This is a genomic window from Leucobacter tenebrionis (assembly GCF_019884725.1).
GTDB classification, from domain to species: domain Bacteria; phylum Actinomycetota; class Actinomycetes; order Actinomycetales; family Microbacteriaceae; genus Leucobacter; species Leucobacter tenebrionis.
This window is the reverse complement of sequence record NZ_CP082322.1, coordinates 3,312,856-3,325,586: the sequence shown is the minus strand read 5'-3', so window position 1 is coordinate 3,325,586 and position 12,731 is coordinate 3,312,856. Positions and strand designations below refer to the sequence as shown.

Genomic DNA, 12,731 nt, shown 5'->3' with positions numbered 1-12,731 from the left:
GCGAGGGTATGGTCAGTACTCCGTGGGGAGCGGTTCGAAAGTCCCTGTGGAGGGAGGGATGCGGAAGGTGCGGATCGTCGCCTCGGCGGCCTCGCGGAACGCCGTGATCGCAGCGACGCCGCCGTCACCGTCCTTCGGGAACGCTATCGATGCTACAGCGACGTAGCGGGGGTCGTCTGCGGGGAAGATGCCCGCGAAGGAGTTCACGTAGTCGGTGCGGTAGAGCCCGGTCGCCGGGTCCACCTGCTCGGCCGTGCCCGTCTTGCCTGCGATCCGGTAGCCGGGGATCGACACGAAGTCGGTGTACCACCCCTCCGCGACCACGGTCTCGAGCATCTGCATCACCTGGGACGCCGTGTCCTCGGAGACCGCGCGCTGGGGATCGCCGTGATCCATCACCGTCTGCTTCCCGTTGCCGTCGGTGCAGCTGTGCACGAGGCTCGGCGGCACGCGCACCCCGCCGTTGGCGATGGTCTGGTAGACGCCCGCCGTCTGCACGATCGTCGAGGAGAGGCCCTGGCCGAACGTCGTGTTGTAGGAGGTCTGGCGATCCCACTGGTCGGGCGGAAAGAGCATGCCCGAGTCCTCGACCGGCAGCCCGGCCTGGGTGCCGACGCCGATGCCGAAGCGCTGCAGGTAGTCGTAGCGGGTCTCGGGGCTGAGCATCGTGCCCAGCGTGGCGGTTCCGACGTTCGACGACTGGGTGAGGATGCCGGTCAGCGTCCAGGGCATGTCGGGGTGGCTGAAGGAGTCGCCGAAGCGCACCCCGGGCTCGGGCTCGAGGTAGTCGGGCGTGAGGTTCTGCGTGTACGGCGTCGCGACCCCCTGGTCGATGAGCGCCGCGGCGGTGATGGTCTTGAAGGTCGATCCGGGCTCGTAGGGAGAGGTGAAGGATCGCGCCTCGCGCTTCTCCGGGTCCGACGCGTCGACGTCGTTCGGATCGACCGAGCCGTCCTCGGCGACGGCGACCAGTTCGCCGGTCTTCACATCCATGATCACGAGCAGCCCCCACTCGGCTGCGACGTCCTGCACCTGCGCGTTGATCGCCTGCTGCGCCTCCCACTGCAGGTCGAGATCGATCGTGAGGTCGACGGTGCCTCCGTCGACCGCCTTCTCGGTGACGACGACGCTGCCCGGGAGCGCCACCCCGTCGGCACCGCGCTCGTAGGTCTCCTGGCCGTCCACGCCGGTCAGGCACTCGTCCTGCGACACCTCGACGCCCGCCTGCGGCACCCCCTCGAACCCGTTGAAACCGATCAGGTTGCCCGCTACGGCGCCGTTCGGGTAGTCGCGCGTGTGGTGCTGGTCGAAGGTCAGCCACGGGATCTGCAGTTTCTTCAGCTTGTTCAGCGTCGGCAGGTCGATGCCGCGCTTCACGTAGGCGAAGTCTGATTTGGGGTTGTCAGCGAGAGCGTCATCGACGATCTTCTGGATCTCCTCCTCGGACTGCCCGGTGATCGCGCCGATCTCGGCGAAGGCCTCCTTCGCGGTCACCGTCACCGTGCCGACGCCGCGCTCGAGGTCGGGTCGGGGGAACTTGCCGCCGTTCAGCTTCGTGTTCTTCGGCGAGAGCTGCACGTCGTAGCGCTCGTCGGTGGTCGCGAGCACCTCGCCGTTGCGGTCGACGATATCGCCGCGCACGCTCGGGATCTTCACCGGCACCGCCCGCTTGTCGCGCGCGTCCTCGTTCAGTGCCGCGGCGGAGACCATCTGCACGTCGATCAGGCGCACCAGGAAGAGGAGGGCAGCGGCGATGATGATGATCAGCGCCAGCGTGCGCCGCAGGGCGGAGCCGCGGAGTGCTCGCATCTTCCCTCTCCTCTCATGTGCGGGGGTCCGGCCGTAGCCGGCGCGGCCGGGTCCGGCCGTATTCGCTCAGCGGGCTACCGCTCAGCGGCTCGCCTCGCGCCGCACCCCGATCAGCGGGTGTCCGGAGCGGGAAGCTTGCCCTTCCAACGTACCGCCGGTTCGGTGGGCTGCTGCTGTGCGCCGCCCACTGCGCCTCGCGGTACGAGCAGCCCCTCGGCGTCCACGACCGGCATCGACTCCAGCGTGGAGTTCGGCACCAGATTTCCGCGCACCTCCGAGGTCTGGGATTCGAGCGCCCCGAGCACCGCGCCGTCGCTGAGACGCAGCGTCGCCGGCCTCGCGTTCTGCACCATGCCGAGCGCCGCGGCGTTCTCGGCGAGATTCTGGGGCGAGGAGAGCTTGTCCACGTTCTGGGCGAGCACCCGCTCGACGCGCGCGAGATCCCGCTGCTCGACCTCGAGCGCGCGGGCCTCGTAGGCGCCCTGCGAGATCGCGATGCTCAGACCGAGCTGGGTCGCCAGGATCACGAGCACCACTCCGACGGCGACCAGCCCGCCGAGGAGGGGGCTCGACATCCGCCGCTTCGCCGGCTTCGGAGCTTCGGCGAGGCGCAGATGCCGTTCGCCGGGCCCGGGCCGCGGGGTCTCCGAAGGGGCGCCGCCGACGGGCGCGGCGTCGAACCGGATCGGAACCGTGCTGTTCATCGCACCTCCCTCGTTCGCTCCGCGGCGCGCAACCGCACCGGGATCGCCCGCGGGTTGCGGGCGCGTTCAGATTCATCGGCGAGTTCGGCGCCGCGGGTGAGCAGGCGCAGCTCGGGCCGGTGCTCGGGCAGCTCGACGGGAAGCCCGGGCGGGGCCGTCGACCTGCTGCGCCTGGCGAGCTCGCGCTTCACCAGGCGATCCTCGAGCGACTGGTACGACATGATGACGGCCCGGCCTCCCAGGTTCAGCAGATCGAGCGCCGCGGGAATCGCGCGCTCCAGCACCGCGAGCTCGCCGTTCACCTCGATCCGCAGCGCCTGGAAGACGCGCTTGGCGGGGTGGCGCTGATCCCGCACCGCCGCGGGAGTGGCCCGCTGCAGCACCTCGACCAGCTGACCGCTGCGCTCGATCGGAGCCTCCGACCTCGCCGCGATGATCGCGCGGGCGTAGCGGGCCGCGAGCGGCTCCTCGCCGTATCGCTCGAAGATCGCTCGCAGCCGGCCCTCGGGCGCGGCCGCGATCACGTCTGCGGCCGTCTCGCCCCGGCTCTGATCCATGCGCATGTCGAGCGGCGCGTCCTGCGCGTAGGCGAAGCCGCGGTCGGCCTCGTCGAGCTGCAGGGAGGAGACGCCCAGATCGAACAGCACGCCGTCGATGCGATCGAAGCCGGAGTCGTGCACGGCCCGCTCGATCTCGTCGTAGACGGCGTGCACCCGGATGATCCGCTCGCCGAAGCGCTCCAGGCGACGACCCGCGAGCGCGAGCGCCTCCGTGTCGCGGTCGAGACCGATCACGGTGAGTTCGGGGTGGGCCTCGAGCATGGCCTCGGTGTGGCCGCCCATGCCGAGGGTCGCATCGACGACCACCGCGCCGGAGCGCGCGGCCGCCGGCGCGAGCAGCTCGAGGCAGCGGTCGAGCAGCACGGGTACGTGCAGCTCGCTCGCATCACGGGCGTCGCGTTCATCGCGGGGAGTGAAGTCAGGCTGGGTCATGACGGATCCGGGCTAGAACATGCCCGGGATCACCTCCTCCTCGATATCGGAGAAGGCCGATTCCTGCTCGGCCAGGTAGGTCTGCCAGGCTTCGGCGTCCCAGATCTCGGCGCGGCTGCCTGCCCCGATCACCGCGAGTTCACGGTCGAGCCCGGCGTATTCGCGCAAGCCCTGGGGGATGGTGATGCGGTTCTGCTTGTCGGGGGTCTCAGGGTGGGCGCCGGAGAGGAAGACGCGCAGATAGTCGCGCGCCTGCTTCGAGGTCACCGGGGCCTGGCGAATGCGGTCGTGCATCTCGGTGAACTCCTGCTCGCTGAAGACGTACAGGCAGCGCTCCTGGCCGCGGGTGATGACGAGGCCGTCTGCGAGTTCGTCGCGAAACTTGGCGGGCAGGATCACCCGGCCTTTCTCATCGAGTCGAGGCGTGAAGGTACCGAGAAACACGGTTACCCCCTTTCGCCTGACTCAGGTGTCCCACACTACTCCACTTTCCTCCACTTCACCGAGCATTCTCTCCACCAAACACCCATCTTTTGCGCCCGAGCGCCGTACGCCTTGAAATTCCGCGGATCTGAGACGATGCGTTCGAGCGAGGCCCGCACCCCATCCCTCCGTCTTCGCGCAGCGGAGAGTCCGAATGCGCGCCCCGAACACCGCTATGCACCCCGCTTGAAGGCCCGGTGGAGCGCAGTGGAGCGTCGCGGTGGAGCAAAGTGGAGGATCCGTCGACCGCTCCGCCCCATACGCCGCCCCGCACCAAGCGCGCGTCGAGGCGGTAGCCGGTCGCAGCCCAGGGAGGAGATCCGGGCTTGAGCGGGGCGTTCCCGGTGAAGCCCTCCGATTGGGAGACGATCTCCTCCCTGAACTCGGATCGAGGTCACGGACGCCTGCGATGACGCAGCTGCAGGAGTTGCGCCGGCGCGGGACCCGCCCGGCAAACGGCCGCGCTGAGCGACGCCTCCAAGGCGCACGAAAAAGGGCCGTGGTCGAAACCACGGCCCTTCTGAAACCGGCTGCTGCTAGCGGTCGCCGCCCATGCGCTCGTCCCAGCGACGCTCCATGCGCTCGCTGAATGACTCGCGAGCCGAAGCGCCGGCCCCGCCTGGTGCGTCGGACTGCTCGCCGAGCGCACCCTCCGCAGTCTCGGAGTCGGAACCCCGGGCGAACATCAGCATGACACCGCCCAGCATCGCGGCGAATCCGATGAGCCCCAGCCAGAGCTGCTGCGCCGCGACTCCCGCGACCAGCACGCCCAGCCCGACGAGCACCACCACGATCCCGAGCACCAGCGAGCGGTAGCTCACCCGGCGGCGGGCTCCGGGGACGGTCTGCATCACGTCGGCTTCGCTCTGATAGAAGCTGCGCTCCATCTCGTCGAGCAGCCGCTGCTCGTGTTCTGACAGCGCCATGACCGCTCCTCCCGCCAATTGAGTTCTTTACCCAGTAGTCTACTGTCTCCCGCGCGCGGCTAGGCTAGTCGTGTGCAAGAAACGATGCGACTCGCAGGCCTTATTCAGGAGCGGATCAACGACACGCTGGCCCGGCATCGTCGGGCGCTCGAGCCCCTCGGGCCCGATGCGAAGCCCCTGCTCGACGAGGCCTTCGGGTTCCTCTCCGGGGGTAAGCGATTCCGCGCCCAGTTCGCCGTGCTCGGCTACCGTGCGCTGCGGCCGCTCGACCTCGCCGCCGAGATCGACGCCGAGTTCGGCGCGGTGCTCGACGCAGCCTGCTCCCTCGAGCTCTTCCACGCGGCCGCGCTGATCCACGACGACGTCATCGACCGCTCCGACACCCGCCGCGGTCGGCCCTCGACGCACCGCCTGTTCGCCGCGATGCACCAGCAGCACGGGTGGCGCGGGTCGGCGGATCACTTCGGCCTGGCGGGCGCGATCCTGCTCGGCGACCTGCTGCAGTCGTGGGCCGATGAGCTCATGCAGGCCGCAGGAGACGCGCTCCCCGACCGCTCGGCCGCGCAGCGCGCCCGCCACCACTTCAACCGCATGCGCAGCGAGGTCGCGGCGGGCCAGTACCTCGACGTCCTCGAAGAGCAGTACGCCGACTTCGCCTCGCACGAGGAGCAGCTCGAGCGGTCGACTCGGGTGCTGGTCTACAAGTCCGCGAAGTACAGCGTCGAGGCTCCGCTGCTCATCGGTGCCGCGCTTGCGGGGGCTGACGAGCAGCACGAGGAGGCGCTCGCGGACTTCGGGCTGCCCGTCGGCGTCGCCTTCCAGCTGCGCGACGACCTGCTCGGCGTCTTCGGCGACGAGGAACTCACCGGCAAGCCGATCGGCGACGACCTCGCCGAGGGCAAGCGCACCGTCCTCGTCACGCTCGCCCGCGAGAACCTGCCCGCCACGCAGCGACGCATCTTCGAAGATCTGCTCGGCACCGAGCTCGACCGCGAGCAGGTCGCCATGCTGCAGCGCACCATTCGCGAGAGCGGGGCGGTCGAGCGCGTCGAGGACATGATCAGCCGCAACATCGACCGCGCGACCGCTGCGCTGCGGCGAGCGCAGATCCGCCCCGACGCGGCGCAGCAGCTCATCGGGCTCTCCGAGCGGGCCGCACGCCGAGCCTTCTAGCGGCGATGAGTCATCGAGTCGGCCTATTTGTATCGAGGCCGCCTCTGACTGGCGCGATTTCCAGGCCGGCTCGATACGAATAGGCCGACTCGATGGAACTCACCCGGCCTGACGCGACTCACCCGGCTCACCCGGGTCGACGCGTCAGAACGCGAGCGATTGCGTCGCCCGGCGCACCGCGCTCTTGCGGCCCGCGCGGAGCGAGTCGATGGGCCGCTCCCCCAGTTCGTCGTTCGGAGCGAGCAACCACGCCACCGCTTCCTCGTTCGAGAAGCCGGCGTCGAGCAGCACGAGGATCGTGCCGCGGAGCGGGGGCAGGGGGTGGTCGTCCTGCACGAACTCGGCCGGTACGCGGAGCACGCCGTCGACGCGCACGGCGGCCAGGTGGTGGTCCTCGATCAGTCTGTGGATCTTGCCCGGGGTGAGGCCGAAGAGCTCGACGAGCTCCGGGACGGTGAGGAACGGCGTATCGGGTGCGATGTTCTGGGGCACACCTCAACTCTGCCAGCGTCCCCGGCGGATCGCAATCTGCGCCCGCGCGGCGCGCATCCGACGAGCGCGCATCCTTCTTCCGTAGAATCTCGACGTGACCTCCGCGCCTGCCGACCCCTTGATCGGGCAAATGCTCGACGAGCGATACGTGATCCGCTCACGCATCGCTCGTGGCGGTATGGCGATGGTGTATCTCGCGAACGACCTGCGGCTCGAGCGCAGAGTCGCCGTCAAGGTGATGCACGAGCACCTCGCCGAGGACGAGAACTTCACCCGCCGCTTCGAGCAGGAGGCCCGCAGCGCGGCGAGGCTCTCGCATCCCAACCTGGTCAACGTCTTCGACCAGGGGCATGACCTCGGCCGCACATACCTGGTCATGGAGTATCTGCCGAGCATCACGCTGCGCGAGCTGCTCAAGCAGCAGAAGCGCCTCACCGCCGAGCAGGCGATGGAGATCGGAGAGGCGGTGCTATCGGGGCTCGCCGCCGCGCATCACGCGGGCATCGTGCACCGGGATCTCAAACCCGAGAACGTGCTGCTCGCCGACGACGGCCGCATCAAGCTCGGCGACTTCGGTCTCGCCCGCGCTGTCAGCGCCAACACGACCACCGGACAGGCGCTGCTCGGAACGATCGCCTATCTGTCGCCGGAGCTGGTGACCCGCGGCGTGGCCGACGCCCGCAGCGATCTCTACGCGTTCGGCATCATGATGTACGAGATGCTCGCCGGCACGCAGCCGTTCACCGGCGAGCAGCCCATGCAGATCGCCTACCAGCACGCGCACTCCGAGGTGCCGGCGCCCTCGTTGAAGTCGACCGAGGCGACTCCCGAGCTCGATGAGCTGGTGCGCTGGACCACGCAGCGCGACCCCGAGGATCGCCCCCGCGACGCCGGCGAAGCGCTGCAGTTCCTCCGGGACCTCGGCTCGGGCCTTGCGGCGGCGGGATCCACCCGGGTGCTGCCCAGGGATATGGCGGGCGGATCGCCGACCTCGTCGACCACCGTGCTCGACGGCACGGAGCAGCAGGCGCTGGCCTCGAGCCTCGCGGAGGGCGGGGATGCGGACGCCGCCCCTCAGCCCGATCCGACCCCCGCGTCGCCGCTCGACCGAGCGGCCGCCGCTGCGAGAAAGCGCGGCCGCAAGGGCCGTCTGACCGCGGTGCTGCTCGTGCTGCTCATCGCACTCGCCGGCGGTACCGGCTGGTGGTTCGGGCAGGGGCCCGGATCCCGGGTCACGGTGCCCGATGTGGCGGGCCAGGAGATGGCCGCGGCGCAGGCATCCCTCGAGGATCGCTCGCTGCTCGTCGAGGTGGCCGAGTGCCCGAGCCTCGAGGTACCGGTGGGTCTCGCCGTGAGCACCGATCCGGAGTCCGGATCGCGCCTCGACCGCGGCAGCACCGTGCGCCTCTGCCAGTCGAGCGGCCCCCGGCAGCTGCCAGTGCCTACCATTGTGGGCCTGTCGCAGCAGGAGGCCGAGAGCGAGATCCGGTCAGAGGGGTTCACCTTCGGCGAGGTGCTCGAGCGGCGCTTCGCCGACTCGGAGTCGGGCACGGTGCTCGCGGCGCTTGGTCAGGACGGGGAGCCTCTCGGCGACACCTACGCCGAGCAGGGGCGGATCGATCTCGTCGTATCCGCCGGCGCCGTTCCCGACGTGGCAGGCCTCACCGTCGAGGAGGCCACGCGCGCGCTGGAATCGAGTGATCTCCGCGTCGACGCCGCGCTCGGCACGGAGGAGCACAACGCCGATGTTCCGGAGGGCCAGGTCATCGGCCTGCTGCTCTCGACCGACCCGGTGAGGCCCGGCGACGCGGTCGGCCTGAACGTGTCGCTCGGCCCCGAGCTGTTCGAGGTGCCGGATGTCGCCAACATGACTCTGCGCGAGGCGAGCAATACCCTGCAGGGGGCGGGTTTCGCAACGCGCACGAATCCGCTCTTCAGCGGGGCGCTCCTCGACGCAGTGATCGCCACGAGCACCGATCCCGCGGCCGGCACGAAGGTGCCGGCCGGCACGGAGATCTACATCAGCGGCTCGCTCTTCGGCTGAAAAGACCGCCTAGAGCCGCTTCAGTTCCTCGGCCACCTGGAAGGCCAGCTCGAGCGACTGCATGTGGTTCAGACGCGGGTCGCAGACCGACTCGTAGCGGGTCGCCAGCGCCTCCTCATCGATGTTCTCGGAGCCCCCGAGGCACTCGGTCACGTCATCGCCGGTGAGCTCCACGTGGATGCCCCCGGGGAACGTGCCGACCTCGCGGTGCGCCTCGAAGAAGCCGCGCAGCTCGTCCATCACATCGTCGAAGCGGCGGGTCTTGTAGCCGGTCGACGAGGTGATGCCGTTACCGTGCATCGGGTCGGTGACCCAGAGCGGGGTCGCGCCCGCATCGCGCACGCCCGCGAGCAGGCCGGGCAGCACGTCGCGGATCTTTCCGGCGCCCATGCGCGTGATGAAGGTGAGGCGCCCGGGCTCGCGCTCGGGATCGAGCTTGTCGATGAGCCGCAGCGCGTCGTCGACCGTCGCCGTCGGGCCGAGCTTGACGCCGATCGGGTTCCTCACGTGCGACAGGAACTCGACGTGGGCGCCGTCGAGGTCGCGGGTGCGCTCGCCGATCCAGAGCATGTGCCCCGAGGTGTCGTAGAGCTCGCCAGTGCGCGAGTCGATGCGGGTCAGCGGGCGCTCGTAGTCGAGCAGCAGCGCCTCGTGGCTCACGTAGAACTCGGTCTGCTTGAGCTCGCTGTGATCCACGCCGCAGGCGTCCATGAAGCGCACGGCGCGGTCGATCTCGGCGGCCAGCGACTCGTAGCGCTGATTGGCCGGGTTCGACACGAAGCCCTGGTTCCAGGCGTGCACCTGGCGCAGGTCGGCGAAGCCGCCCTGCGTGAACGCGCGGATCAGGTTGAGGGTCGAGGCAGAGACGTGGTAGCCACGCACGAGTCGCGAGGGGTCGGCGGTGCGCGATTCGGGGGTGAAGTCGTAGCCGTTGACGAGGTCTCCGCGGAACGCGGGCAGCGTGACACCGTCGCGGGTCTCGGTGTCGCTCGAGCGCGGCTTCGCGAACTGGCCGGCCATACGACCGACCTTGATGACCGGCATCGAGGCTCCGTAGGTGAGCACGACGGCCATCTGCAGCAGCGTCTTGACCCGGTCGCGGATCTTGTCGGCGGTCGCCGCGGCGAAGGTCTCGGCGCAATCGCCGCCCTGCAGCAGGAAGGCCTCGCCGCGCGCCGCCGACGCGAGACGCTCGCGCAGCTGATCGGCCTCGCCCGCGAAGACGAGCGGGGGCTGGGAGGCGAGGTCCTCTGACGCCGTCTGCACGGCCGCGGGATCGGGCCAGGTGGGCTGCTGCTTCGCCTCGAGCGCGCGATACGCGTCGAGCTCCGCGAACGCGCGGGCAGCAGTATCGGTGTTCTGGCTCGTCATCTTCAGTCCCTTGTCAATAATTGGGTATGCTGGCGCAGCAGCGACCTCGCTGCAACCACCCCAGCTTACTAGCGACGAGCGGCGCTTCGCGCCCCTCAGCGGTTGCGTACGCTGGAGGCGTACACGTCGACGTACTGCTGGCCGCTGAGTCGCTGGATCTCGAGCATGATCTCGTCGGTGACGCTGCGCAGCACGAAGCGGTCGGCGCTCATGCCCGAGAAGCGGCTGAAGTCGAGGGGCTTGCCGATCACGGTGCCGATGCGGCGGATCTTCGGGAACTTGGCACCGATCGGCATCGCCTTCTCGGTGTCGATCATCACCGCGGGCACCACGAGCGCGCCCGATTCGAGCACGAGTCTAGCCACGCCCGTGCGGCCGCGGTACAGCCTCGCATCGGGGCTGCGCGTGCCCTCCGGGTAGATGCCGAGCACGTTGCCGCGATCCAGCACCGCGAGCCCCGTGTTGAGCGAGGCCTCGGATGCCTTGCCGCCCGAGCGGTCGATGGGGAGCTGCCCCACGCCCAGCATGAAGTTCTTCACCAGCCAGCCTTTGAGCCCCTTCCCCGTGAAGTAGTCGCTCTTCGCGAGGAAGTACACCCGCCGGTCGATCATGAGCGGCATGAAGAAGGAATCGATCACCGAGAGGTGGTTTCCCACAATAATTACGGGCCCGGAGGCCGGAATATTCTCGGCACCCTCCACCCACGGACGGTACAGAGTTTTCAGGAACGGCCCGATGATCAGGTGTTTAAAGATCCAATACAGCACTACCCGCAGCTTTCTCTCGACTTCGAACACAATAGCCGAGCCGGAGCCGCGCGTGGGTATGCATATAGGGTGAAATGCAAGCAGGTGCGGAACGACCGCACCGCAGAGACCGATGCATGAGTATCAAGGGAGCTGCCGTGAATCAGTCCGAGACGCCGATCCTCATCCCGCCGGTTCCGGATGACAACATCACCGATCTGCTCGAACAGCGCGTAGATGCGACGCCCGACCGCGCGATCTTCGCCGTGCCGCAGGGAGAGGGCTGGCGAGACATCACCGCTCGCGAGTTCCGAGCCGAGGTCGTCGCCCTCGCGAAGGGCTTCGTAGCCGCGGGCATCGAACCCGGCGACCGCATCGCCTTCATGTGCAAGACCAGCTACGAGTGGTCGCTCGTCGATTTCGCGATCCACTACTCCGGCGCGATCATGGTGCCGATCTACGAGACCTCGTCTCCGCTGCAGATCCACTGGATCCTCGAGGATTCGGGGGCTCGCGCGATGATGACCGCCACCACCGATCTCGCCGAGCGGTTCGAGGAGATCGCGAGCGAGACGCCGGGTGTGGATCTGCACTGGCGCTTCGACGAGGGCGCGCTCGAGGCGCTCCGGAAGAGCGGGCTCTCGGTCGAGGACGCCGAGATCGAGCGTCGCCGCAACCTCGCCGTCGGCGCGGACATCGCGACCCTGATCTACACCTCCGGCTCGACCGGTCGCCCCAAGGGCTGCGTTCTCACCCACTCGAACTTCGTGGACCTCTCGCGCAACTCGGCGGCCGCGCTCTCCGAGGTCGTGCAGCAGCCCGGCTCCTCGACGCTGCTCTTCGTCACCCTCGCGCACGTCTTCGCCCGGTTCATCTCGGTGCTCGCCGTGCACGCGGGCGTCAGGGTGGGCCACCAGGCGGACACCACCCAGCTGCTGCCGGCGCTCGGCTCGTTCAAGCCCTCCTTCCTCCTCGCCGTTCCGCGCGTCTTCGAGAAGGTCTACAACTCAGCCGAGCAGAAGACCGAGGCGGAGGGCAAGGGCAAGATCTTCCGGGCCGCGGCCAAGGTCGCGGTCGAGCACTCCGAAGCCCTCGACGCGGGCAAGGTCCCCTTCGTGCTGGGACTCAAGTTCAAGCTGTTCGACAAGCTCGTCTACGCCAAGCTGCGCGAACGGCTCGGCGGTCGCGTCAGTTATGCGATCTCGGGCTCGGCGCCGCTCAGCCACTACCTCGGCCACTTCTACCGCAGCCTCGGGGTCAAGATCCTCGAGGGCTACGGCCTGACCGAGACCACGGCCCCGGTCACCGTCAATCTGCCCGACAAGTTCAAGATCGGCACGGTCGGCCCGGCGCTTCCCGGGCACACGGTGCGCATCGCCGACGACGGCGAGATCGAGGTCAAGGGCATCGACGTCTTCAAGGAGTACTGGAACAACCCCGAGGCGACCCGGGCCGCGTTCACAGACGACGGCTTCTTCCGCACGGGCGACCTCGGTTCGCTCGACGCCGACGGCTACCTCTCGATCACCGGGCGCAAGAAGGAGATCATCGTCACCGCGGGCGGCAAGAACGTGGCGCCCGCGGCGCTCGAGGATCCGATCCGCTCGAACACCATCATCGGCCAGGTCGTGGTCGTCGGCGATCAGAAGCCGTTCATATCCGCGCTCGTCACCCTCGATCCCGAGATGCTTCCGGCCTGGCTGAACAACAACGGCGAGGACCCGAACATGACGCTGGAGGAGGCGGCCAGGCACCCCAAGGTGCTCGCCGAGGTGCAGAGCGCCATCGATCAGGGCAACCAGCACGTCTCGCGAGCCGAGTCGATCCGCAAGTTCGTGATCCTGCCCACGGAGTTCGTCGAGGCGAACGGGCACCTGACCCCGAAGATGAGCATCAAGCGCGACAACATCCTGCGCGACTTCGCGAGCGAGATCGCAAAGCTCTACGGTGACAACCCGCAGACCGAGGCGGTCAGCCTCGGCAAGTAGCAT

General features: G+C 68.7%; 11 protein-coding genes. 3 read left to right on the top strand and 8 right to left on the bottom strand.

Features of this window, described 5'->3' with window-relative positions; all coding sequences use genetic code 11:
• Window positions 1-12: 12 nt before the first annotated feature.
• The 5 genes from KVY00_RS15235 to KVY00_RS15215 form a co-directional block, all read right to left on the bottom strand.
• Window positions 13-1,809: a peptidoglycan D,D-transpeptidase FtsI family protein gene (locus KVY00_RS15235; protein WP_223043702.1), complete on the bottom strand. Its 1,797-nt coding sequence runs from the start codon at window positions 1,807-1,809 to the stop codon at window positions 13-15.
• Between the two features lie 110 nt (window positions 1,810-1,919).
• A complete protein-coding gene (locus KVY00_RS15230; protein WP_223043701.1) occupies window positions 1,920-2,513 on the bottom strand; it encodes a hypothetical protein in 594 nt (197 codons plus the stop codon).
• Window positions 2,510-3,505, bottom strand: a complete 996-nt coding sequence (gene rsmH / locus KVY00_RS15225) for a 16S rRNA (cytosine(1402)-N(4))-methyltransferase RsmH (RefSeq protein WP_223043700.1) — start codon at window positions 3,503-3,505, stop codon at window positions 2,510-2,512. The genes KVY00_RS15230 and rsmH overlap by 4 nt, the downstream gene beginning before the upstream one ends.
• Window positions 3,506-3,517: 12 nt before the next feature.
• Entirely contained in the window at window positions 3,518-3,949 is a 432-nt protein-coding gene (mraZ, locus tag KVY00_RS15220; protein ID WP_223043699.1) for a division/cell wall cluster transcriptional repressor MraZ, read from the bottom strand.
• Between the two features lie 575 nt (window positions 3,950-4,524).
• On the bottom strand, window positions 4,525-4,914 hold the full coding sequence (locus KVY00_RS15215; protein WP_223043698.1) for a DUF3040 domain-containing protein: 390 nt from the start codon (window positions 4,912-4,914) through the stop codon (window positions 4,525-4,527).
• Between the two features lie 72 nt (window positions 4,915-4,986).
• Between KVY00_RS15215 and KVY00_RS15210 the strand changes: the two genes are divergently transcribed.
• Complete coding sequence (locus tag KVY00_RS15210; RefSeq protein WP_223043697.1) at window positions 4,987-6,087, top strand: polyprenyl synthetase family protein; 1,101 nt, start codon at window positions 4,987-4,989, stop codon at window positions 6,085-6,087.
• 144 nt (window positions 6,088-6,231) lie between these two features.
• Here the strand turns inward: KVY00_RS15210 and KVY00_RS15205 are convergent, their stop codons facing one another.
• Window positions 6,232-6,579, bottom strand: a complete 348-nt coding sequence (locus KVY00_RS15205) for an Rv2175c family DNA-binding protein (protein WP_223043696.1) — start codon at window positions 6,577-6,579, stop codon at window positions 6,232-6,234.
• A 130-nt stretch (window positions 6,580-6,709) separates the two neighbouring features.
• Here KVY00_RS15205 and pknB point away from each other — a divergent pair, with 130 nt between their 5' ends.
• Entirely contained in the window at window positions 6,710-8,623 is a 1,914-nt protein-coding gene (gene pknB, locus KVY00_RS15200) for a Stk1 family PASTA domain-containing Ser/Thr kinase (protein WP_223045354.1), read from the top strand.
• 9 nt (window positions 8,624-8,632) lie between these two features.
• Here pknB and KVY00_RS15195 read toward each other — a convergent pair whose 3' ends face one another.
• Window positions 8,633-9,994: a class II 3-deoxy-7-phosphoheptulonate synthase gene (locus tag KVY00_RS15195; RefSeq protein WP_223043695.1), complete on the bottom strand. Its 1,362-nt coding sequence runs from the start codon at window positions 9,992-9,994 to the stop codon at window positions 8,633-8,635.
• A gap of 95 nt (window positions 9,995-10,089) precedes the next feature.
• Window positions 10,090-10,761: a lysophospholipid acyltransferase family protein gene (locus KVY00_RS15190; protein ID WP_223043694.1), complete on the bottom strand. Its 672-nt coding sequence runs from the start codon at window positions 10,759-10,761 to the stop codon at window positions 10,090-10,092.
• A 116-nt stretch (window positions 10,762-10,877) separates the two neighbouring features.
• On the opposite strand from KVY00_RS15190, the gene KVY00_RS15185 reads away from it, so the two are divergent.
• Window positions 10,878-12,728 carry an AMP-dependent synthetase/ligase gene (locus KVY00_RS15185; RefSeq protein ID WP_255572677.1) on the top strand — a complete coding sequence of 617 codons (1,851 nt, stop codon included), beginning with the start codon at window positions 10,878-10,880 and terminating at the stop codon, window positions 12,726-12,728.
• Window positions 12,729-12,731: the final 3 nt, after the last annotated feature.